22 protein-coding genes are annotated in these 23447 nt (G+C 41.6%); 11 read left to right on the top strand and 11 right to left on the bottom strand.

All coding sequences use genetic code 11. The features are described 5' to 3' along the window. Positions 1-94: 94 nt before the first annotated feature. The 3 genes from rlmA (at position 95) to BTO08_RS01745 (ending at position 2769) form a co-directional block, all read left to right on the top strand. A complete protein-coding gene (gene rlmA, locus BTO08_RS01755; protein ID WP_045152117.1) occupies positions 95-925 on the top strand; it encodes a 23S rRNA (guanine(745)-N(1))-methyltransferase in 831 nt (276 codons plus the stop codon). Between the two features lie 124 nt (positions 926-1049). Further along, positions 1050-2012: a ChaN family lipoprotein gene (locus tag BTO08_RS01750; protein WP_105059636.1), complete on the top strand. Its 963-nt coding sequence runs from the start codon at positions 1050-1052 to the stop codon at positions 2010-2012. Positions 2013-2460: 448 nt separating this feature from the next. Continuing rightward, complete coding sequence (locus BTO08_RS01745; protein ID WP_105059635.1) at positions 2461-2769, top strand: DUF6172 family protein; 309 nt, start codon at positions 2461-2463, stop codon at positions 2767-2769. A 463-nt stretch (positions 2770-3232) separates the two neighbouring features. Here the strand turns inward: BTO08_RS01745 and yfbV are convergent, their stop codons facing one another. Beyond that, positions 3233-3682, bottom strand: a complete 450-nt coding sequence (gene yfbV / locus BTO08_RS01740) for a terminus macrodomain insulation protein YfbV (protein ID WP_198038397.1) — start codon at positions 3680-3682, stop codon at positions 3233-3235. Positions 3683-4017: 335 nt separating this feature from the next. On the opposite strand from yfbV, the gene BTO08_RS01735 reads away from it, so the two are divergent. The 4 genes from BTO08_RS01735 to BTO08_RS01720 all read left to right on the top strand — a co-directional run bounded on the left by BTO08_RS01735 (position 4018) and on the right by BTO08_RS01720 (position 8747). Further along, positions 4018-5214: an acetate kinase gene (locus BTO08_RS01735; RefSeq protein WP_105059633.1), complete on the top strand. Its 1197-nt coding sequence runs from the start codon at positions 4018-4020 to the stop codon at positions 5212-5214. Positions 5215-5368: 154 nt separating this feature from the next. Further along, the gene (pta, locus tag BTO08_RS01730) at positions 5369-7516 is read left to right on the top strand and encodes a phosphate acetyltransferase (protein ID WP_198038396.1); all 2148 of its coding nucleotides are present in this window, start codon (positions 5369-5371) and stop codon (positions 7514-7516) included. A gap of 154 nt (positions 7517-7670) precedes the next feature. Continuing rightward, positions 7671-8435: a sulfite exporter TauE/SafE family protein gene (locus BTO08_RS01725; RefSeq protein WP_105059631.1), complete on the top strand. Its 765-nt coding sequence runs from the start codon at positions 7671-7673 to the stop codon at positions 8433-8435. Between the two features lie 24 nt (positions 8436-8459). Next, positions 8460-8747 (top strand): SelT/SelW/SelH family protein, encoded by a 288-nt coding sequence (locus BTO08_RS01720; protein WP_045084265.1) that lies wholly within the window; start codon positions 8460-8462, stop codon positions 8745-8747. A 116-nt stretch (positions 8748-8863) separates the two neighbouring features. Here BTO08_RS01720 and yfcE read toward each other — a convergent pair whose 3' ends face one another. Next, positions 8864-9409, bottom strand: a complete 546-nt coding sequence (gene yfcE, locus BTO08_RS01715; protein WP_105059630.1) for a phosphodiesterase — start codon at positions 9407-9409, stop codon at positions 8864-8866. Between the two features lie 269 nt (positions 9410-9678). Between yfcE and BTO08_RS01710 the strand changes: the two genes are divergently transcribed. After that, the gene (locus BTO08_RS01710) at positions 9679-10581 is read left to right on the top strand and encodes a TIGR01777 family oxidoreductase (RefSeq protein ID WP_105059629.1); all 903 of its coding nucleotides are present in this window, start codon (positions 9679-9681) and stop codon (positions 10579-10581) included. Positions 10582-10632: 51 nt separating this feature from the next. On the opposite strand, the gene BTO08_RS01705 is transcribed toward BTO08_RS01710, so the two are convergent. The 4 genes from BTO08_RS01705 to BTO08_RS01690 form a co-directional block, all read right to left on the bottom strand. Beyond that, positions 10633-11133 carry a hypothetical protein gene (locus BTO08_RS01705; protein ID WP_105059628.1) on the bottom strand — a complete coding sequence of 167 codons (501 nt, stop codon included), beginning with the start codon at positions 11131-11133 and terminating at the stop codon, positions 10633-10635. Positions 11134-11150: 17 nt separating this feature from the next. After that, on the bottom strand, positions 11151-11369 hold the full coding sequence (locus BTO08_RS01700; protein WP_105059627.1) for a hypothetical protein: 219 nt from the start codon (positions 11367-11369) through the stop codon (positions 11151-11153). A gap of 101 nt (positions 11370-11470) precedes the next feature. Further along, positions 11471-13942, bottom strand: a complete 2472-nt coding sequence (locus tag BTO08_RS01695; RefSeq protein ID WP_105059626.1) for an ABC transporter permease — start codon at positions 13940-13942, stop codon at positions 11471-11473. Beyond that, positions 13932-14621, bottom strand: a complete 690-nt coding sequence (locus BTO08_RS01690; protein ID WP_105059625.1) for an ABC transporter ATP-binding protein — start codon at positions 14619-14621, stop codon at positions 13932-13934. The genes BTO08_RS01695 and BTO08_RS01690 overlap by 11 nt, the downstream gene beginning before the upstream one ends. On the opposite strand from BTO08_RS01690, the gene tesA reads away from it, so the two are divergent. From tesA to BTO08_RS01675, 3 genes are all read left to right on the top strand, one after another. Next, positions 14620-15234, top strand: a complete 615-nt coding sequence (gene tesA, locus BTO08_RS01685; RefSeq protein WP_105059624.1) for a multifunctional acyl-CoA thioesterase I/protease I/lysophospholipase L1 — start codon at positions 14620-14622, stop codon at positions 15232-15234. The two genes, BTO08_RS01690 and tesA, sit on opposite strands and share 2 nt — an antisense overlap. After that, positions 15231-16058 carry an SDR family oxidoreductase gene (locus tag BTO08_RS01680; RefSeq protein ID WP_105059623.1) on the top strand — a complete coding sequence of 276 codons (828 nt, stop codon included), beginning with the start codon at positions 15231-15233 and terminating at the stop codon, positions 16056-16058. Before tesA ends, BTO08_RS01680 begins: the two co-directional genes overlap by 4 nt. A 470-nt stretch (positions 16059-16528) precedes the next feature. Continuing rightward, positions 16529-17383, top strand: coding sequence for a co-chaperone YbbN (locus tag BTO08_RS01675; protein ID WP_105059622.1), 855 nt, complete (start codon positions 16529-16531; stop codon positions 17381-17383). A 91-nt stretch (positions 17384-17474) separates the two neighbouring features. Here BTO08_RS01675 and der read toward each other — a convergent pair whose 3' ends face one another. The 5 genes from der to ispG all read right to left on the bottom strand — a co-directional run bounded on the left by der (position 17475) and on the right by ispG (position 23439). Beyond that, positions 17475-18977, bottom strand: coding sequence for a ribosome biogenesis GTPase Der (gene der / locus BTO08_RS01670; protein WP_105059621.1), 1503 nt, complete (start codon positions 18975-18977; stop codon positions 17475-17477). Between the two features lie 176 nt (positions 18978-19153). After that, complete coding sequence (bamB, locus tag BTO08_RS01665; protein WP_105059620.1) at positions 19154-20317, bottom strand: outer membrane protein assembly factor BamB; 1164 nt, start codon at positions 20315-20317, stop codon at positions 19154-19156. An 11-nt stretch (positions 20318-20328) separates the two neighbouring features. Further along, on the bottom strand, positions 20329-20940 hold the full coding sequence (locus BTO08_RS01660; protein ID WP_105059619.1) for a YfgM family protein: 612 nt from the start codon (positions 20938-20940) through the stop codon (positions 20329-20331). A gap of 13 nt (positions 20941-20953) precedes the next feature. Continuing rightward, complete coding sequence (gene hisS / locus BTO08_RS01655) at positions 20954-22222, bottom strand: histidine--tRNA ligase (protein WP_045084276.1); 1269 nt, start codon at positions 22220-22222, stop codon at positions 20954-20956. A 95-nt stretch (positions 22223-22317) separates the two neighbouring features. Continuing rightward, on the bottom strand, positions 22318-23439 hold the full coding sequence (ispG, locus tag BTO08_RS01650) for a flavodoxin-dependent (E)-4-hydroxy-3-methylbut-2-enyl-diphosphate synthase (RefSeq protein ID WP_105059618.1): 1122 nt from the start codon (positions 23437-23439) through the stop codon (positions 22318-22320). Positions 23440-23447: the final 8 nt, after the last annotated feature.

The raw sequence follows: 23447 nt of genomic DNA, 5'->3' as shown, positions 1-23447 counted from the left end.
CGAAGGCTTTTTACTATCAGAACAAAAATACGTTAGCGACAACCAACAATAAGCATTACACTTAGCGGCTGTTTTTCCGCTTTGGTTTACTCTTATGTCCTATCAATGTCCTCTATGCCATGAGTCGCTTCTTCTTGACGCTCATAGCGAACAACCTAAAACCTACCGTTGTTGTAATAATCACCAATTTGATTTGGCAAAAGAAGGCTATGTGAATCTCATGCCTGCTCACCATAAAAGCTCGAAAAATCCTGGTGACAATAAAGAGATGATGCAAGCTCGTCGCCTATTTCTAAATACAGAGCATTATCAACCACTGCGTGATGCCGTCATTGCACAACTTGCATCACTTCTCCCTGATGGCGCGACTGAACTACTTGATATTGGTTGTGGTGAAGGCTACTACACCTCTGAATTTGTAAAACTACGCCAACAATTTCCTGCACTTTCCGTCCATGGTTTAGACATTTCAAAAGTTGCAGTGAAATACGCTGCTAAGCGTTACCCTGAATGTGATTTCTGTGTTGCATCAAGTCACCGTTTACCCTTTGCTGATCAATTGTTTGATGGTGTAGTACGTATTTATGCGCCATGCAAAGGTGAAGAGTTAGAGCGCGCCATCAAACCCGGTGGGATTTTAGTTGCTGTGACCCCTGCACCACGCCACTTATATCAATTAAAAGAATTAATTTATGATGGTGTACGCCTTCATGATGTCCCCGTTGAAACGATTCCTGGCTTTGATTTGGTTGCCGATGAGCAACTACACTACGACATGACATTAAGCGGTGAAGAAGCTACGGCATTGATGCAAATGACGCCGTTTGCTTGGAAAACATCAGAGCAAGTATGGCAACAATTAGCTAACGCCAATAATTTCCATTGTGAGGCAGATTTCGCAATCCGCGTATATCGCCGCCAGTAGCACTGTGTAAATACGAGTTATTACCATACGCAATTGATAATAACTCGTATTAACTATATTATTGATTATTGTTGTGAATTTTGCTTATTTTTAATCGATAAGCTCACTTTCAGGGATATCAATAATGAATAAATGGCTCGCTTTGAGTTTTAGCCTTGCCACACTCTTAACAGGTTGTGCATCTAACACTCCCGGTATAACACCTTCACCCTCTGCAAACCTAACCACGCTATACGACTACAGCATTACATCACCAAATGGAAAGACCTTAACAGTCGATCAATTAGCAACAGAGCTAAAGAATGCTGATATTATTTTAGTTGGTGAATGGCATAGCCACCCTGCAGCCCACCTATTACAAAGCCAATTATTTGCTGCGTTATACCAACAAAATTCACAATTAACCTTATCTATGGAGCAATTCACCCGAGATAAACAAGCTGTTGTTGATCAATATCTTGCAGGTAAGATTGGTGAACGAACATTGGTATCAGAAGGCAATGCGTGGCCAAACTACGACAGTGATTACCGTCCGCTAGTTGAGTTTGCTAAGCAGAATAACTTAGACGTGATTGCCGCTAATGCGCCAAAAAGTATTGTTCGCTGTATTAGTAAAAATGGGCCTGAGTACTTAAATAAACTGCCATCATCAGAGCGTTCATGGATTGCACAATCATTAACTCTTAATAAAGATGCATATCAAACCAAATTTTTAAACTCAATGCATCACGGCAATGAAGAGCAAAACCTACGTATGTTTGCCGCACAAACCGCGTGGGACGATACTATGGCAGAAAGTATGGTCACGTATTTGAACACACATCCAAACAAACAAATCATTCATGTTGCAGGTCGTTTTCATACAATGGAAGGACTGGGTACTGCTTCTCGAATTAAAGCGCGTAACCCCAACTTAACAGTCGCAGTTGTCACTCCAATAACAACCTCAGAAGTACTCTCTGATGGTGCTCTAGATTATAAGGTCACGATGGCACCGCTTCCGGTTCGTTACGTACAAAAAGAAAAACAGAATAAAGCAATGATGAATATGATGAAAAGAAACAAAGACTTGAAGTGTTATGAATAGCTTAAAGTAATAAATTACCATAGCCCAGATAGAGCAGAACCCCATCGGCGGCCAAGCAGTTGGGGTTCTTAAGGGAGATAACAGCTATATCTCTTAGTAGCCATATTATAGTGCCATAACTACCTTTCTAGTACCTGAATGGCATACCTATCAATATCTATCAACAATAGGTAAAGGTAGCAACATAGCGTTTATTAATATCCATAGTGAAAAAACAGTGTAGATAATAATAATTCTCTATGTATTTTATATGACAGCCATGTAGATATTTAGTTGCAATTTATCGTTAGTTTTTTTAAAAAAACTTTTTACGACGACATTTCACTCTCTCTCCCTAAATGAAAAACGCATGAAATCTTATCTCTGCCATCGCTACCCATCACAAATTAAAGTAAAATAGGAAAAATACAGCTCTCCCAATTTTGAGCCAAAGAAAACTAGGAAAACCATGAAAAAAACATTTGCTTTAACCCACCCTAAAAAAGCTGTTCCTCGCGTTGTTGAAGCAGTGAAATTTGAAGTAAAAAAATACCTTCGTCGTGAGCGCAACAAAGCACTACCAGCTGGCGCTGACTTTTGGGATTTCGATTGTAAGTTTGGTCATACCGAGCAAGAAGCAAAAGTTATTCATGTAAAAGAAATCAACAAGTACATCGATGAAGCTGAAAAGTTAGAACTGCCATCGTTATACTTAGAAATTCTGGCAAAGCCTGCAACACGCGCACAACGTCCAGATTTTGATTTCGACGAAGAATAATTACATAACGTTTTAGGTTAAATCCTTTACTATAAAAGAGTCACTAAGGTGGCTCTTTTTTATAAAAAGAACAAACCTTCAAATATCATGAAATTTAAATAACCATTTATTTAAAACATATTTAAAAAGCGATATAAAACTTATATTGCTATAACACAAAAAGAAAAAGACCATAAAAAAGATTTAAATTCAACAAGTTAAATCAAATTACAACTCAGAAGCGACATATTTAAGCGTTGTTTTCCCCCTGGTTGTTTTCCCCCTGTAGGTTAAGAGAAATAAATATATCGATCTTTGTTAACTGTCGCTTTAAATACAAAGTAATACGCACAGAAAGCTGCATCGCTATATAAGATGAGATCTCACGTTAAAGAATGACGAAATATATAGAAAAATATCTGTGAAATATTTAACGAAAAAAAGCAGCTCATTAAGCTGCTTTTTTTCGTTTAATACCTCTAAATTAGAACCAGCGCTCTAATGAACTACGGTCTAATTGCTTAAATGCGCGGCTGAGTACATCAGCAAGTTCTTGGTAGCGAGGTTGTGATTTTTTCGGTTGCATCGCATAACCTTCACTGACAATTTTCTGGTGGATCTCGCTGTACCATTTCGCCAGTGATGGTGGGAGTACAGTTTGGCTTCGTTTTCCTAGCCACCATAAACCTTGTAATGGCATCGATAACGCCAATAACGCAATAGCAACAGCTTGCGGCATGCCTGCATAATTATGAAATACCATTTGGGTCAAAATACTAATAGCAGCGACGGCCGGCATCACCTTCGTGGCAAACTTTGTTGCTTTGATATAGCGATGTTCAGGAAAAACAGCAGCCAACTCTTTACGCATTGGCCATGTGCTCATGTAATGCTGACCGTCTTGGAAATACTTCCACTTTGTTTGTTGAGTCATAAAGCACCATTTATCAAAAAAAAATATAATTTTTAAAATTTTTAAGCAATAAACTTGATTAAAATTAAATTTATCTAAAAATGTTTTTGTTATATTGCTTAACAATCGCTATCCTAAGCACGCCTAAAGGTAATTGTTGCTGTTAATGGTATTAACTGCAAGTTAGGCACCCTCAAGGATGAACCAGAATTGCAGGCAACTCAATTCAAATACTCAAGAATGAGCACGAATTTCACCCTGACTAGACCGATAAATATATCATCGTCTATTCTATGGGTACTTTTTTATTCAAAAATGAATATCAACTTTCAGACAGATTATAGGTAGTCACTCTCATGTCTAAGCTGGTTTTAGTTCTAAACTGCGGTAGTTCATCTCTTAAGTTCGCAATCATCGATCCTGTATCAGGTGACGAACACCTTTCAGGTCTAGCAGAATGTCTAGGTCTTCCTGAAGCACGCATCAAGTGGAAACTTGATGGCAAGCACGAAGCACAACTAGGTGAAGGCGCGGCTCACGAAGAAGCTCTAGCATTCATGGTTGATACTATCCTTGCTTCTAAGCCTGAACTTAAAGAGAACCTAGGCGCTATCGGTCACCGTATCGTACACGGTGGCGAGCAGTTCTCTGCTTCAGCTTTAATCGACGATGTTGTTCTTCAAGGTATCGTAGATGCGTCTGATTTCGCACCACTACACAACCCTGCACACGTTGTTGGTATCGAAGCTGCTAAACACAACTTCGCTGATCTTAAGAACGTAGCTGTATTCGACACTGCTTTCCACCAGACTATGCCTGAAGAAGCATTCCTATACGCTATCCCTTACAACCTATACAAAGAAAACGGTATCCGTCGCTACGGCGCACACGGTACTTCTCACCGTTTCATCGCTCGTGAAACAGCGAAACTTCTAGACAAGCCTCTTGATGAGCTAAACATCATCAACTGTCACCTAGGTAACGGCGCATCTGTATGTGCAATCAAAGGCGGTAAATCTGTAGATATCTCTATGGGTCTAACTCCTCTTGAAGGTCTAGTAATGGGTACACGTTGTGGTGACCTTGACCCAGCAGTTATGTTCCACCTACACGATCGTCTAGGTATGAGCGTTGCTGAAATCAACACTATGTTCACTAAAGAGTCTGGCCTACTAGGTCTAACTGGTGTGACTTCTGACTGTCGTTTCGTTGAAGAAAACTACGGCGTTAAAGAAGAAGCAACGCGTGCAATGAACGCATTCTGTCACCGTCTTGCTAAGTACGTAGCTAGCTACGCAGCAAATATGGACGGTCGTCTAGACGCTATCGTATTCACAGGCGGCATCGGTGAGAACTCTGCTCCTATCCGTGAAGAAGTACTTAAGCGCCTATCTATCTTCGGTATCGAAGTAGACAGCGAAGCAAACCTTAAAGCACGCTTCGGTAACGAAGGTGTTATCACTTCTGCAAACAGCCGCATCCCTGCAATGGTTGTTTCTACTAACGAAGAGTTAGTAATCGCAGAAGATACAGCGCTTCTAGCTGAAATCTAATCTAACGATTATCCTAACGGCTGGCTTTAAGTCAGCCGTTTCTTCATGACATCCCGTCATGTTCTCATGTGGTATTGTTCTATAGTTATTCTACTAATTAAAATGAATTGTTATTGAACAGTGCTTTATCATTCAATAGTTTGAGGAATTCATAGTGTCCCGTACTATTATGCTTGTTCCAGTTGGCGCTGGCGTTGGTCTAACAAGTGTTAGCCTTGGTGTACTTCGTGCAATGGAACGCAAAGGCGTTCGCGTTTCTTTCTTTAAGCCTATTGCGCAACCGCGTAAAGGTGGCGATCAGCCAGATCTAACAACAACAATTATTAGTGCTAACAGCGATATGAAAATTGCTGAGTCATTCTCAATGGCAAGCGCTGAAGAATTGATCCGTAACGACAAAACTGATGTTCTTCTAGAAGACATTGTTGCACGCTTTAAAGCAGCAACAGCAGATGCTGACGTAACGCTAATCGAAGGTCTAGTTGCTACTCGTAAGCACCCTTTTGCAAACCAAATCAACTTTGAAATTGCAAAAACGCTAGATGCTGAAATCGTGTTCGTTGTATCTCCAGGTACTGATAACCCAGCTCAACTTAAAGAGCGTATCGAAGTTGCATGTTCTAACTTCGGTGGTATCAAGAACAAGCAAATCTCTGGTGTTATCGTTAACAAACTTAACGCACCAGTTGATGCTGAAGGCCGTACGCGTCCAGATCTTTCTGAGATCTTTGATGACGCAGAAGGTACTGTTCCTTCAAATGTTGAAATCATGCAAGTGTTCAACTCAAGCCCAATTCGTGTACTAGGTTGTGCACCTTGGAGCGCAGAGCTAATCGCTACACGTGCAACTGATATTGCTCAGCACCTAAATGCTGAAATTATCAATGCAGGTGACATCGAAACTCGTCGTATTAAGAGCATCACTTTCTGTGCACGCTCTATCCCTAATATGGTTGAGCACTTCCGTCCAGGTTCACTACTAGTAACTTCAGCTGACCGTCCAGACGTAATCGTTGCAGCATGTCTTGCAGCAATGAACGGCGTAGAGCTAGGTGCACTACTTCTAACAGGTGGTTACGACCTACCAAAACCTGTTATGGATCTATGTGAGCGCGCATTCGCTACTGGTCTTCCAGTAATGACTGCTCAAGGTAACACTTGGCAGACTTCTCTAAATCTACAGAGCTTCACACTAGAAGTACCTGCAGACGATAAAGAGCGTGTAGAGCTAGTTAACGAGTACATGGCAAGCCACATCGACGGTAACTGGATTGAATCTCTAACTGAAGGTTCAAACCGTGAGCGTCGCCTAAGCCCACCAGCATTCCGTTACCAGCTAACTGAGCTAGCTCGTAAAGCGGCTAAGCGTATTGTTCTTCCTGAAGGTGACGAGCCACGTACAGTTAAAGCTGCGGCTATCTGTGCTGAGCGCGGTATCGCGGAATGTGTGCTTCTAGGTAACCCTGATGAAATCCGTCGCGTTGCTGAGCAACAAGGCGTAGTTCTTGGTGCTGGCGTAACAATCATCAACTCTGACGAAGTACGTGAAAACTACGTTGCTCGTTTAGTTGAGTTACGTGGCGCGAAAGGTATGACTGACGTTGTTGCTCGTGAGAAGCTACAAGATTCAGTATTCCTAGGCACAATGATGCTTGAGAACGACGAAGTTGACGGTCTAGTTTCTGGTGCAGTTCACACAACTGCAAACACTATCGTTCCTCCGTTCCAAATCATCAAGACTGCACCAGATGCATCTATCGTATCTTCTGTATTCTTCATGCTACTACCAGACCAAGTATTGGTTTACGGTGACTGTGCGATCAACCCAGATCCAACAGCTGAGCAACTAGCTGAAATCGCTATCCAATCTGCAGATTCTGCAAAAGCATTTGGTATCGACCCACGTGTTGCTATGATCTCTTACTCTACTGGTGAATCTGGTAAGGGTGCAGACGTAGATAAAGTACGTGAAGCAACGAAGATCGCTCAAGAGAAACGTCCAGATCTAGTGATCGATGGTCCTCTTCAGTACGATGCTGCAATCATGGAAAACGTAGCTGCTTCTAAAGCACCTAACTCTCCAGTAGCAGGTAAAGCAACTGTATTTGTATTCCCAGACCTAAACACTGGTAACACAACATACAAAGCGGTACAGCGTTCAGCAGATCTAGTATCTATCGGTCCAATGCTTCAGGGCATGCGTAAGCCAGTTAACGACCTTTCTCGTGGCGCACTAGTAGACGATATCGTTTACACAGTTGCACTAACTGCGATTCAGGCAGAACAAGCTTCAGCTAAGTAAGTTTTAATACTTATTTAATCGACTGATAAAACGCTCCAATACATGTCTTCAATTTTTATTGAAATGTGTATTGGGGCGTTTTTTATTACTGGAATAAGGTGTTTTAACCCTTTATGCTGGCAAGCTAATTAACGGTTAAGGACAACCTGTTAGCATGGATTTTCTCAACTCTCTCGGGCTATTTATTGGCTCATTGATCTCCAATACCCTCGCATCACTCTCTGGTGGCGGCGCAGGCTTAATTCAATTTCCTCTACTTATCTTTCTTGGCTTACCCTTTAGCATCGCTCTTGCGACCCACAAAGTGGCGAGTGTGGCATTAGGTGTTGGTGCAGCCATTAAACATTTACGTCAAGGCACACTGTCGTTGAAATTTACGCTCTATGTGATCCTTACTGGCGCAATAGGTGTGATTATTGGCGCAAACCTGATCCTCTCTTTTCCTGAAAATATCGCTGAGGCTGCACTCGGTATGCTAATACTCAGTCTTGGTATTTATTCAATGATGAAAAAAGAACTAGGACAAAATGAAAACGCTATTCATCGCGACATAAAAGGGATGATCGTTGGTGGGCTAGGCTTAGCCATTATTGGGGTATTAAACGGCTCACTTACCGCCGGAACAGGGCTATTTGTTACCTTATTTTTGATCCGTTGGTTTGGTTTTAACTACAAACAAGCGGTGGCACTAACCTTGGTGAGCGTTGGGCTATTTTGGAATGGAATTGGTGCTGTAGCAATTTACCAAGCAGGCGCACCGATTTACTGGCCTTGGATCCCCATATTATTACTCGGTTCATTACTGGGTGGTTACTTAGGGGCGCACCTTGCTCATCAAAAAAGTAATCAACTCATTAAACGTTGCTTTGAAGCCCTAACTTTTATTATTGGCTTTAAGTTACTTTTTTCAGCTTTCTAGTCCAGGCTATTTAAGGAGTATTTCATGGATAAAGCGATCATTGATATCTACTACTGTCGTCAATGTAATTGGATGCTACGCTCTACATGGATGACCCAAGAGCTACTGCATACCTTCAGTGAAGAAATCCAAACCATCAGCCTTCACCCTGACACAGGTGGTCGTTTTGAAGTTCACTGTAATGGTCAGCTGATTTGGGAACGTAAAGCCGATGGTGGCTTTCCAGATGCGAAACAGCTAAAGCAACGTATTCGTGATGTTATCGACCCAGAGCGCGATTTAGGCCACGTAGATCGACATAGTAAGTCATAAACGATAATACCTAACTCTAAATACAATAACGCCCTGAATGTGCTCTCTCTATTAAGTGGCTTTGCGCTTAAAACCAGAGAGATGTATTCAGGGCGTTACTTTTATCTATTTGCGAATTAGATCTGGGTTTGAACCAGTACTTCACCGTCAAAGCTGATCACAGATAGCTGATTACCATCTAATAAGCCATAACTTGCAGGTAAACCATTACGAGGAATCGCGACAGAGCCTGGGTTAAACACAAATAGCTCATCTTTTGCTTCTGCAACAGGAATATGAGTATGACCCGATACAATCACATCACCAGCACGTAAACGAGGATGTTTATTGGCGTTATACAAGTGACCATGAGTTAAAAATAAACGCTGTCCTGTTGGCAATAACACAAGGTTGTAATCAGCCATAATAGGGAACTCAAGTAGCATTTGGTCTACTTCACTGTCGCAGTTACCACGTACAGCCGTAATACGATCGCCGAAGCGATTTAACAGCTCAGATACCTTGATAGGATCGTAACCTTCAGGCAATGGATTACGCGGGCCATGATTTAAAATATCACCCAACAGAATTAAGTGCTCTGCACCACTTTGTTCAAACGCTGTAATCATCTTTTCAGCACTAGCCAAAGAGCCATGAATATCAGAGGCAAAAAAGAGTTTCATTATCAAAAACCAGTCATAAATACACGCTCGAAGTCTACTCGCTGTCTCATCAAATTACCATGTTAGCGATACTGACATCTCACCATTAAATGCAATCAAGTGCTTATGTGTACATAATGCTCGTGATAATTCGCTTACGTCACAATATTAATAAAATGGTTTTTAAGTGACTCGTTATACTGATAATTTAACTGATATATAATGCTGATATATAATAGAAATGAGCGACACATCAAAACTTAGATGATGACTGATAATGGAATAACGACATGAATATTTTAATGACAGGCGCAACAGGTTTTATCGGACGAGCACTTATTCCCCATTTCAATCATGATCACGTCACCATACTTACACGTAACCCTACTCGTGCTTACAATCAACTCGGTCATCATATCCACGCCGTTGATAACCTAGATAGCTTCGACAATTTCGACCAATTTGATGCTGTTATCAACCTTGCAGGTGAGCCGATCATCAATAAGCGTTGGAGTGACAAACAAAAAGAGAAAATCTGTCAAAGTCGTTGGGATATTACCCAGCAACTCGTTGATAAAATTAAAGCAAGTAGTCATCCTCCGCATACTTTTCTTAGTGGTTCTGCGGTGGGCATTTATGGTGATAACCAAGATAAAACCATTGATGAATCCACCCCGCTTGATATTAACGATAACGACTTTGCCCAGAACGTCTGTTACCGCTGGGAGCAAATTGCTCTTGAAGCCAAATCAGAACAAACCCGTGTGTGCTTGATTCGCACAGGTATCGTACTTGGCAAACAAGGCGGTGCATTGGCGCGCATGTTACTGCCTTATCAACTAGGATTAGGCGGAAAAATTGGTGATGGTAAACAATACTTTCCTTGGATCCATATGCAAGACATGATCAAAGGCATTCTGTTCTTACTTAATCACCCAGAAGCCCATGGCGCATTTAACTTTACAGCGCCAACACCGGTGACGAATAAAGTGTTTAGCCAAACCTTAGCCGCAACTCTAAAGCGTCCACACATTTTATTCACACCTGCTTGGGTTCTAAAACTAGGGCTTGGAGAATCAGCACAGCTATTGCTTGATAGCCAACGGGCGCTACCAAATAAGTTACAGCAAGAAGGGTTTAACTTTAGCTTCCCTTGTATTGAGCAAGCATTGAAGCAGACGTTATGTGATTGAGGGAAACAAAAACAGGGCTGAAGAGCCCTGTTTGATAATGTTTTATTTAAACTAATATTTAGTTTCAAATTTTGAGATCCAAAGATCATTACAGCCAGACTTTTTATAAAGACTTATTGTTTTATTAACGTATAAACCTGCTAATTCTGAAAGAGTACCAGAATAACCTGGATGTAATGATACTTCATATAAATACCTTGAGTCGGTAAAAGTGTGACGATACCTTTTTAAAATTTCAAAATCGGAATCTAAAAATAAATAACCTTGAATATCAATTGGTAAAGATCTAGCCAACGTATATAAATCATGGCTGCATGAACGTTTTTCATCTCTAAAATCTTTATTAATTAGTGATGAGTCAAACTTAGATATAACAACACCATGCTTATTGATTTCTTTCTTACATAAATAACTTTTAAACAATATCTCAATAGATAATGCAGCATTCACACAAGATACATATTCAAGTCCCTTTATCGTCCCTAAGTGACAAGAAGCTAAGTAATATTTAAATGATTCTTCAACCATCCACGGCGCAAATTCTTTTACCATACAAAAATCTCTTTTAGCTAAACGTTCTCAGCTAAGAAACGTCGACCTGTTAAAGATATTCTCGGTTCTAGAAATTCAAAAGATAGACTTGTATCACCACTTGCGTCAATTCCCTCAACTAATCCTTGATCATGCAACTCCTTGAAGGTCTTTACACAAACTTTAGAAGTGTGATCAATTGCATCTAATGACGGATTATCAATTAAAAATTGTAATACTTTAAGATAGCTTTCCATAACCGCTCCAGTAGGTTAAATACACACACTATAAATATGGACTAATTTGCATAGTTTCAATAGTTGTTACATCAAACACTATTAATTATATAAACGTCCTATCAACGCAACGGCAACAACAACTTCTTGATCTGCGATCGTGATACTAAATACACCAGCCCAATTGCCAACACAGGTAAGCCTAACCACATAAATGGATGTATAGTAAACGGCAGTTCAAAGCCTTTCACCACTAGCAAACCGACAACAAATTCAGCGCCAATAGCTGCAATAATACCTGCCAATAACGCGATAATGCCGTATTCAAACCACAAGGTAGCGGCAATGCGTTTTCGGCTGGCACCGAGTGTGCGATAAAGCTGAATTTCTGTTTGACGCTCCGAAATACTCAAGCGTAATAAAGTCATAATGAGTAGTAATCCACTCAGTACACCTAAGCCAGCTAATACCGTAAGTGACCAACTCACTTGGGCTAATAAAGCTTGAATCCGTGTTGCCATCATACGTAAATCAAGCACGCTAACGGTTGGATAATTACTGGCTAAGGTATTAAGTAAATCGCTTTGCTGATCATTAACTCTAAAGCTAACTAGCCATGTCGCAGGAAACGACTGCAATACATCTGGGGTGAAAATGAAATAGAAATTCGGCTTCATGTTACGCCATTCCACATCACGAATGCTGTTTACTGTGGCGTTAAATTCTAATCCACCAACAGTAAAAGCCAGCTTGTCACCCAGTGCAATATTTAAGCGTTTCGCTACACCTGATTCTACTGAAACGCCAGAGCTACTTCCCCACTTACCCGCAATCACCTCATTGTGAGTCGGCAATGTTTTCGCCCATGTAAAATTTAGCTCTCGACGTAAAGATTCATCTCGAGAGCGACTATTTTCAGAATCACTATCTGCTTTTTGTTCCTCACTACTATTTTCTTCATTCGAATAAAAACGTTCTTCGTTAATCGCAACCAATCGTCCGCGCGTCACTGGGTAACCCTCTGAACGCTCCAACTTGTTCTCATCCAAATAAGCTAAATAGGCTTGTTGCTGCTCTGGCGCAATATTAAGTGCAAACACGTTAGGCGCATCAACAGGTAAGGTATTTTTCCAATCTGCGAGTAGCTCGTTACGTAATAACCCAATCACAGCTAATAGCATTAACGAACACGTCAATGCCGCCAATTGCGTCGCAGTTTTCGCTTTACTACGATTCACACGACTTAACGCCAATGCATAAGCAGAGCCAAGCTTAATCTTCTTAAGTAAAGCAATAGCAGCAAGGCCAACTAAAGCCAGTAACACTAACAATGCCACCATGCCCAATAAAGTGAGCCAAACAAATACATTGCTACCAATCCACCATACCGCTGCAAAAACAGGGAAGATCAACAACAACCATATAGCTGAGAATTTAGACGTCGGAGTCTGGGTTGCTTGTACCGTATTCATAGCAGAAGCATTCACTAAACGGGAAAGCGGAATACCCAATGCTGGTAATGAAATGAAAAGAGCGAGCAGTAAGCTGATCACTAATGGCGCAAAACCAATAGTCGGTAATTCATCAGGTAACAACTGTTGCAGTGGATAGCGCAGTAACCATTCGAGCCAAAAACCCAACAGTAAACCAACGCCAATCGCGACTGAAAACACAACCGCAATTTGTTGTAATAACCATCGCCATAAAAAACGACGACTTGCGCCAAGGCTCTTCATCATTGCGACAGATGTGATCCGCGTCGACGCATAGTGCTGACATGTAAGCACTAAGGTTGCTGATGCCATGAGCACCACCAGCACTAAAGTCAGCGATAGGTATTGCCTTGCTCGCTCTATAAAGTCACCACTGCGCCCGGCATCGTTTTCAGTTAACCAGCGCTGGCTTGGAGTTAACTTCATCGCTTTACGAATATCAGCAAGATCTGAATCGGAGCCTGAAAAATAATAGCGATAGCTGATCCTGCTACCTTCTTGAATTCCGCCAATGGCAGCAATGTCTTGATTGTTGATCAATACTGCTGGCATTTGGCTAAAAGGGTTAAAAGACAACTCAGGATCTTCTAAGATTCGTCCACTAATGGTTAGCTCCCCATCACCCAGCATTAGTGTATCGCCCACTTGGACACCAAGTAGCGAAAATAAACGTTCTGATAACCACAACTCACCGGGTTTTACATGATGGTGCACAGACTGATCAGATGCTTGTAATCGTAAATCGCCACGCAATGGAAATTTCGCATCAACAGCTTTAACGCTAACTAACTGCATACCGTTATCGCTAAATGCCATGGTGCCAAAGCGAGTTTGCTGTGAGGTGGTGACCTTATTGGTTGATAACTTTTGTAAATCTACCGCTTGCGATGACTTCAATACCATATCTGCCGCTAACGCAGAGCGACCTTGCGAAACTATGATCCCTTCAACACGGCTTACCAATGCCGATAACGCAAATACGCAGGCTATTATTAAGCTCAGTGCCAAAGTAACTAACCATAACTGACCTTGTCGGATTTCACGCCACGCCCAACGTAAAAAGAACGGACGTTTTTTCATCGAAAGTGAATCACTCTGCATGACGTTCATCCCTCGCGAGTTTGCCGTTATCTAATCGCATAATTCGATCGCAACGAGCCGCTAATGTATCGTCATGGGTGACAAGCACCAGTGTTGTGCCACTATTTTTATTAAGCTCAAACAACAGCTCAATAACCATGGCTGCGGTATGCTGATCGAGGTTTCCTGTTGGCTCATCAGCAAACAAAATTTTCGGTTTGATCATAAAAGCGCGAGCTAACGCGACGCGTTGCTGTTCACCACCGGATAACTGACTCGGTAAGTGGGTTTCTCGCCCTTTCAAACCAACAACTGCAAGCAATTCTTTTGCTCGCTCAACATCCACATCATTATCTTGGATCAAACACGGTAACGTAACGTTCTCCAGTGCATTTAAAGTCGGTAGTAATAGGAAGTTTTGAAACACGAAACCAATAGATTCACTACGTAATTGAGCGCGTTGTTCATCATCTAACGTAGAAAGGTTATGACCAAGTAGCTCTATTTCACCTTGTGTTGGTACATCTAGCCCTGCCAGTAATGTCATCAAAGTTGATTTACCCGCGCCAGAGACGCCAACAAGGGCAATAGATTCTCCTTGCTCGACCTCAAGCGAAACATCCTGCAAAATAGTCATTGGCGACAAGGTAGTCGTGACTTGTTTTGAAACAGAGTGTGCCTTAATTACGGAGACAGACATGATACGAATCCTTTCATTGTTGATGCTGGTGTTTTCATCCACCGCATTGAGTCAAACACTGTTAGTTCTTGGCGATAGCCTCAGTGCAGGTTATCAGATGCCAGCAGAGAAAAGCTGGCCTGCACTTCTGCCGCCACTGTTAGAACAGCAAAAGCAACCAACGACCATTGTGAATGCAAGTATCTCTGGCGATACCAGTGGTAATGGGTTAGCGCGATTACCTGCGTTATTAGAACAACATAAGCCTGATTTTGTTTTAATCGAATTAGGTGCGAATGATGGCTTACGTGGGTTTAATCCTAAAATATTACGTAATAACCTTAGCCAAATGATCAATGAGATCCAAAAAGTGGGATCACAGCCACTATTAATGCAAATTGAAGTCCCACCGAATTATGGCAAACGTTATAACGAACTGTTTCGCAATACTTATCCATCATTAAGTAAAGACACCAATGTGCCTTTATTGCCGTTTTTTCTAATCGATATTATTGTAAAGCCAGAATTAATGATGAAAGATGGCCTTCACCCAACTGCACAAGCACAACCGCTGATCGCTCAATTTATGGCAAAGCATCTTCAACCTTATCTCAACAAGGAAAGCTCACAGTGACACAATCTATTTTAATTACAGGGTGTAGCTCTGGTATTGGCTATTACTGCGCAAAAACACTGACTGAGCAAGGCTTCAACGTCGTTGCTAGCTGTCGAAAATCAGAGGATGTAGAAAGGCTCAATCAAGAAGGTATTCGCTGCGTTCAATTGGATGTCACTTCTGAGTCATCCATCACTGAAGGTTTAAGCCAAGCCTTAGCCATCACGGATGGAAAAATAGATGTGTTATTTAATAATGCCGCTTACGGACAACCCGGCGCATTAGAAGATTTACCGACCTCAGCTCTACGTGAACAATTTGAAGCGAACTTCTTTGGCTGGCACGAGCTAACCAAGCAAGTCATCCCACTGATGCTTGCCCAAGGTTACGGTAAAATTGTACAAAACAGCTCAGTACTGGGATTAGTCGCTATGAAATATCGTGGCGCATATAATGCCAGTAAATTTGCAATTGAAGGCTATACCGATACCTTACGTTTAGAGTTAGACAATACGCCGATTAGTATTTCTTTGATCGAGCCGGGGCCAATTGAAAGCCAATTTCGCGCTAACGCAAAACGCATGTTTGAACGTCATATTGATATGAACAACTCTCGTCATTATGACAACTACCAAGACACCCTCTCTCGCCTTGGTAAAGAAGAGGTAACCAACAAATTCACGTTAAAACCAGATGCAGTATTACGCCCACTATTAGACATCATTAATAGCTCTCGCCCAAAATCACGCTATTACGTGACACAACCAACTTATATTTTTGGTTTTTTACGTCGTATCCTACCAACATCACTTCTTGATAAGTTATTGATAAAAAGTAATTAACAAAGAAATAAGCTGCTTAAAACCCATAGTTTTTAGGCAGTTTCCTTATCCTATAAAAGTGGTGATAAAAACAACATTTATAAAATCAACAATGATTAATACGCTGATTTATAACCACTAAACATAAAAAAACACTCACTCCAGTTAAGAACCTCACCCAGTATGATATTTTCCATAAAACGTAATATTACTGTCATATAACAAATGTAATGTGATCCCATAACTTAAGCTAACTATCAAACTTAGCTCTTTCTTCATTACGTTTAAGGTGTATATATGACATTGCGCCAAATTAACTTACTGTGTGCGTGTATTACGTTAGCGCTTTTGCTGGTATTCGGAAATTAATACTGTTCTTTCTCATTTTTTAAACACTTACTAATTTCTGTTTCATTATCTCAACTTGATCCACATCGATTCATCCCCATATATTTGGTATAGCCTTTCAAATAGTCAACGGATCGAATTACATGTACCAAAATACTGCGCTAGAAATTAATGAACAAAATCTGCAACAGGTTATCGAGCAATCGATGCAAACGCCTGTTGTGATCAGTTTTTGGGCGCCATCGATGCCTGAAACGCTAGAAGTGAATGCAACGCTAGAAAAACTTGCTCGTGAATACCAAGGGCAATTTATTCTTGCTTCGCTAAACTGTGAAACCCAACAAATGGTCGCTTCTCAGTTCGGTGTCCGTGGTTTACCTACTGTTGCTCTGTTTAAAGATGGTCAACCTGCTGATGGCTCTGCAGGGCCACAAACAGAGCAAACATTACGTGAAATGCTAACTCGTCATCTGCCAAGCCAAGAAGAACTCGCATTAAAACAAGCATTAGTATTAGTTGATAATAAAGAGTACGCCCAAGCTCTACCGCTACTTCGCCAACTGTCAGCACAACTTCCTAACGATAGCTTAGTAAAACTCGCTATTGCAGAGTGCTTAATTGAAACTGCTTTATTTGATGAAGCCGAGCCGATCCTTGCAACAATCCCAATGCAAGATCAGGATGCACAATACAAAGGCTTAGTTGCTAAATTAGAATTACACAAACAAGCAGGTAACTCGCCAGAAATCCAACAACTAGAACAGAAACTAGCGTCCGATCCTGACAATGTTGAATTACGTTATGAGCTCGCCGTGCAATACAGCCAAGTAAACCGTAATGAAGAAGCGCTAGAGTTATTGATTGCAATTTTACGTAAAGACATGAACTTCTCTGATGGTAATGCAAAGAAAACCATGATGGATATTCTTGCAGCATTAGGTCAAGGCAATCCAATTGCAGCCTCTTACCGCCGTCAGCTTTACTCTTTGATGTATTAATTCGATAAAGTATAAATAGCAAAAAGCCCGATACGCTTTAACTCTAAGAGTTCACGTATCGGGCTTTTTCGTATTTATTTATCGTAAAATATTACTTTTTACGATCACGCAGTGCAGACGTTAAACGCTTACGCTGACGCTCTTGAGAAACAGTTAGCTTCTGCTTCTTAGTCTCAAATGGGTTTTCGCTATTCTGGAATTGAATGCGAATCGGTGTACCCATCATTTCTAATGACTTACGGTAGTAGTTCATTAGGTAACGCTTATATGAACCTGGAAGATCATTAACTTGGTTACCGTGAACGACAATGATCGGTGGGTTATAACCACCGGCGTGAGCATACTTCAACTTCACACGACGACCACGGATCATTGGTGGCTGGTGATCATCTTGTGCCATTTGCATAATACGCGTTAGTAGCGAAGTACTAATACGCTTAGTTGCAGACTGGTATGCTTCAATCACTGACTCATACAAGTGACCAACACCCGTACCGTGAAGTGCTGAAATAAAGTGAATACGCGCAAAGTCAACGAAGCCTAAACGACGGTCAAGTTCAGACTTAACACGCTCTTTCACTTCGTTATCTAAACCATCCCACTTGTTCACAGCAATCACTAATGAACGACCTGCATTTAGCGCAAAACCTAATAAGCTTAGATCTTGATCTGAAATGTTTTCACGAGCATCGATAATCAACAATACAACGTTAGCATCTTCAACCGCTTTTAACGTTTGAATAACTGAGAATTTCTCAACCGCTTGGTGCATGTTCTTACGACGACGGATACCCGCAGTATCGATCAATACGTACTCTTGACCATCACGTTCCATTGGAATGTAAATAGAGTCACGCGTTGTTCCTGGCATATCGTAAACAACAACACGTTCTTCACCTAAAATACGGTTTGTTAGTGTTGATTTACCTACGTTTGGACGACCAATAATTGCAAGCTTAATTGGCTGCTCTTGAAGACGCTTATAGGCAGCTTCCGCATCCGCTTCAGAAAGGTTTGCTTTCTCAATATCTTCAACAGATGTTAGATCTTCAAGTTGAAGTTCTTGCTCTTCACCTTCTTCTGCAAGCTCTGCATTTAGTTTGTCAGAGAACGGTGCTAATGCGCGCTCCATCAATGCAGTAACACCACGGTTTTGAGTTGCTGCAATTTGGTACATTGCATCAACGCCTAAACGCCAGAATTCAGCACAAGCACTATCTGCATCAATACCATCAACCTTGTTTACCACAAGGAATGTTGGCTTTTGACGGCTACGTAAGTGCTTAGCAATTGCTTCGTCTGCTGACGTTAAACCAGCACGACCATCTACTAGGAACAGAACAACATCAGCTTCTTCAATCGCTGCTAATGACTGTTCAGCCATTTTTGTTTCAACGCCTTCCTCAGTACCATCAATACCACCGGTATCGATAACAATGAATTCATGCTCTTCTAGCTCTGCTCTACCGTATTTACGATCCCTAGTTAAGCCAGGAAAGTCAGCAACAAGTGCATCCCTTGTGCGAGTAAGACGATTAAATAGCGTCGATTTACCCACGTTCGGGCGCCCGACTAGGGCAACAACAGGAATCATAACTACCTCTTACTTTTCATAGTCTTATTGACATTTTTACCGTTCATTCTTGCCTCCAGTTCACATTTTTGTGAACCTTCATCCGACAATAATATATTCAACGGATATAACAACAACGGCTCCAACTACGTATCGCAGCTGGAGCCGACAAATTAATCTAGCGACATTATACCGTTTTATTGCGGTATTTGCATTTTGTTGATTTCACCATCTCGTGTCACAACAATAAAGCCGTTATCGTCTAGTGCAACAGGCGGTACAGCAATACCACTACCGTCGACTGATTCTTGAGAAACAAACTCGCCACTTTGGGTATCAAGCCAGTGTAAGTAACCTTCAGCATCACCCACAACTAAATAACCATCAATTACAGCAGGTGCACTTAGTTGGCGATATTGTAAATCAGTGTTCTGCCATAGCTCAGTACCACTACGCGCATCAACAGCAACAATATGATCTTTCGCTGTAACTAAGAATAGCTCACTACCATCAATCACAAAGTCAGTTGCTGACGAATAGTTACGTTTCCAAGCGATCTGACCTGAACGAAGATCGATCGATACTAATGTGCCATTATAACCAACAGCATATAAACGATCGCCATCAATAACAGGTGACGCATCAACATCAACTAAACGATCAATTTCTGTTGAACCTTTTGGTGCCGCAATCAATTGTTGCCACAACATACGTCCATCAGACATTAACGCGCCAGCTAAACGTCCATTCGCTAAGCCCCAGAACACACCACCAGAAACAGCAACAGGTGAACTATCACCACGTAATGTCAACGTTGGAACTTCATTACTGACTTGCCATTTAGAAGCACCAGTTTCAGCATCAAGCGCTTGCAGCACACCCAAACTGGTATTAACAACAACTAAGCCATCAGAAACAAGTGGTTTTGATAGAACTTCACCAGCAACAGTGGTACGCCATACTTCTTTACCCGTCTCTGCATCAAGTGCAATGACTTTTGCATTGGCAGTACCAACGAACAGTTTACCATCACCTAAAACAAGCCCACCAGTCAACAACGCACTGTTGTCTTTTTCTAGGTCAGTTTTCCATTCAACTTTACCATTTGCTGGGTTAAGTGCTTCGATCAAACCATCACGATCTGCAACGTACACTTTATCTACCCCAACAACGGGTGTAAGTTTTGAGTAATAACCAGAAACACCGTTACCTACGCTACGGCTCCAATCTGTTTTTGGTGTGAAAGTATTATCAACCTTTGGCAATGGCGCCATTTGAATTGAATCGACTTCACTTGCACAACCCGATAGCACGCTTACTGCAACAGCAACGGCCAAAACACGTTTTAACACCTTATGCATCATCATCTGCCTTATTGCGCTAAATCATCAAGCTTCATTTGCAGCGCAGGTGATGAACCTTCTTGCTGAGCTTCTACATATGCTTCACGTGCACCTGTAATATCACCTTTTTGTAGCAGGATATCACCACGCAGTTCAGCGACTTTTGACTTCCAACTTGGTAATGTTACCTTTTTAAGCTCAGCCAATGCTTCATCAAATTTTTGTTGCTCAGCATAAATACGAGCTAAACGTGTTGTTGCTAATGGCAAAATGGCTTCGTCTTTGGTGTGATTAATCACCCACTGAAGTTGCTCAACCGCACCATCCAGATCTTTGTTATCAACCTGAACTTTCGCTAGTTGTAGTGCTGTCAGTACCGCATATTGACTATCTTTATTCGCATCAATAAACGTTTTTGCTTCAGCGACTGCGTCTTTGCTGTTTTCATCAAGCGCGGAAACAACTTGTGTGTAGCTATCAGATGCAACGTGTTTTGCAGCATGTACTTCAGACTGGTAGTAACGCCAGCCCCAAAGACCACCTAAACCAATCACGGCACCTAGAACAACGGCTTTGCCGTTCTCTTGCCACCACGATTTAATCGCTTCAACCTGTTGTTCTTCTGTGGCGTAGTCGTTCACTTCCTGTCCTCTCTTAAATCAGTGCTGCCAGTTTTGCAGCAACCTCATCCTGTGCCATGGTCGTCTGCTCACCGCCGTGTAAGTCTTTTACTACTACGGTGTTCTCAGCAATTTCATTTTCTCCAAGAACTAATGCAACAGCTGCGCCAACGTTGTCTGCGCGCTTAAATTGCTTCTTGAAGTTACCGCCACCAAAGTGCGTCATCACACGTAAACCTGATACTTCAGTACGTAGCTTCTCAGCCAGTGTCATACCTGCAGCCAGTGTACCTTCACCCGCTGTTACCACGTAAACGTCTACTGAGCGACGAACTTCGTCTTGTTCTAGTGCTTCCATTAGTAATACTAGGCGCTCAATACCCATCGCAAAACCAACAGAAGGTGTCGCTTTACCACCTAGTTGTTCAACTAGACCATCGTAACGACCGCCACCACAAACAGTACCTTGTGCGCCAAGGCTCTCTGTGATCCACTCAAATACAGTACGGTTATAGTAGTCTAAACCACGTACAAGACGTTCATTTACTTGGTATTTGATACCAGCAGCGTCTAATAGTTCACATAAACCATCAAAGTGTTCTTTAGATTCTGGATCTAAGTACTCAGAAAGCTTAGGCGCATCAACTAGGATTTCTTGAATTGCAGCATTCTTGGTATCTAGTACACGTAATGGGTTGGTGTACATACGACGTTTTGCATCTTCATCAAGCACATCTAAGTGTTGCTCAAGGAAAGCGATTAATGCTTTACGGTATTCTGCACGCGCCTCTAGTGAACCGATTGAGTTCAACTCTAGACGAACGTGTTCGTGAATACCTAACTCACGCCATAGACGTGCAGTCATCATGATAAGTTCAGCGTCGATATCTGGACCGTTAAGACCAAATACTTCCACACCTACTTGGTGGAACTGACGGTAACGACCTTTCTGTGGGCGCTCATGACGGAACATTGGACCAATGTACCAAAGACGCTGTTCTTGGTTGTATAGCAAACCATTTTGAATGCCAGCACGCACACAACCTGCAGTCCCTTCAGGGCGTAGCGTTAAGCTATCACCGTTACGGTCTTCAAAAGTGTACATTTCTTTTTCAACAACGTCGGTCACTTCACCGATAGCACGTTTAAACAAATGTGTTGATTCAACAATCGGCATACGAACTTCATTGTAACCGTATGCACTGATCACTTGTTTAACTGTACCTTCGACTTTTTGCCAAAGTGGAGATTGTGTAGGAAGGCAATCGTTCATGCCTCGAATTGCTTGAATTTGTTTCGCCACGTTTATTCTCGTTAACCGCTGGGTATTAGAATCGAATATATAATTTCTTTTTGAAATAGTGAACCATGCTCACCGATATGAGCATGGTTTTTTGATTATATATCTTGTTGTTTTACATCAATGCGATTGTTTTGATCTAACATTGATGCCTTTGCTCGAATTTTACTCTCAAGCTGATCGATTACATTATCGTTATCAAATCGCTCTTTTTGACGAATACCGTCTTCATAAAAAGCACTCTTACGGTTACCACCAGCTATGCCTAAGTGAGACGCTTCTGCTTCACCTGGTCCATTAACCACACAACCAATCACTGAAACGTCCATTGGAACAACGATATCTTCTAAGCGTTGTTCTAATTCGTTTACCGTACCGATAACATCGAACTCTTGACGTGAACATGTTGGGCAAGCAATAAAGTTGATGCCACGAGAACGAATACGTAATGATTTTAAGATATCAAAACCAACTTTGATTTCTTCAACAGGATCAGCTGCAAGAGAAATACGTAAGGTATCACCAATTCCTTCTGACAAAAGCATACCCAAACCAACGGCTGATTTAACTGAACCAGCACGAGCACCACCGGCTTCGGTAATACCAAGGTGAAGGGGTTGAATTATTTGCTTCGCAAGCTGACGATACGACTCAACAGCAAGGAAAACATCTGACGCTTTAACACTGACTTTAAATTGGTCAAAGTTCAAACGGTCTAATATTTCCACATGACGCATTGCGGACTCTACCAGTGCTTCAGGTGTCGGTTCACCGTACTTTTGCTGGATCTCTTTTTCAAGAGAGCCACCATTAACACCAATACGGATAGGGATGTTTTTATCACGAGCACATTCAACCACAGAGCGAATACGATCTTCACGACCAATATTACCAGGGTTAATACGTAAACAATCCACACCGTATTCTGCCACTTTAAGTGCAATGCGGTAATCAAAATGAATATCAGCAACTAGCGGAATATTCACTTGTTGCTTGATCAATTTAAAAGCTTCCGCTGCATCCATCGTCGGTACAGAGACACGTACAATATCAGCACCAACTTTTTCTAATGCCTTGATCTGTGCAACAGTAGCTTCAACATCTGTTGTACGAGTATTGGTCATCGACTGAACGGCGATAGGTGCACCATCGCCAATAGGAACATTACCGACATAAATTCGGCTCGATTGACGGCGTATAATTGGTGATTCGTTATGCATTGCTCTTT

The sequence above is a fragment of the Photobacterium angustum genome, assembly GCF_002954615.1.
Lineage (GTDB): Bacteria > Pseudomonadota > Gammaproteobacteria > Enterobacterales > Vibrionaceae > Photobacterium > Photobacterium angustum_A.
Note: the sequence above shows the minus strand (reverse complement) of the source record. Positions and strands in the feature narration are given on the sequence as shown.